At 53.4% G+C, this 399-nt stretch carries 1 protein-coding gene; it reads left to right on the top strand.

Annotation, left to right across the window (positions count from 1 at the left end):
- On the top strand, nt 1–194 hold a 194-nt coding region (locus FY251_RS22965; RefSeq protein WP_222847930.1), incomplete at its 5' end, for a hypothetical protein.
- Between the last annotated feature and the right edge of the window lie 205 nt (nt 195–399).

Genomic DNA, 399 nt, shown 5'->3' with positions numbered 1-399 from the left:
ATTCAGAGGGGAAGTCGTGCGAGAGGGTTACGAATACAAACGGGTTAGGGCGTGATGAGAGCGGTAACGTTTATATAGCTGTAGCGTGCAGCAATGGCGGGAAGCATGTCATCCAGGTCGGAAGTGGCAATAACATGGAGTATCACGCCTCATGTGCAATTTGGCGCGGCGAAACAGACATTGATTGTTTTTGACTTCTGCTGATCAGACACAAAACCCCGCTCGCTGGCGGGGTTCTGTGCAACACCATGACCGGCTAGAATTGAAGCCGGAAGCCGCCTGCAAAGGTCGTTTGCTCATCCACGGTTGATACCCCTAGCGATAGACGCGCCTCATCCGGACTGAACCACCAGCCAACATCGAAGCTCACAGACGTATCAGCGTCATCCAGGGTAGTGC

Origin of the sequence: Haloferax sp. KTX1, assembly GCF_902410085.1 — an archaeon.
GTDB lineage: Archaea > Halobacteriota > Halobacteria > Halobacteriales > Haloferacaceae > Haloferax > Haloferax massiliensis.
The sequence above is the reverse complement of the archived record's forward strand: the minus strand, read 5'-3'. Positions and strand labels throughout refer to the sequence as shown.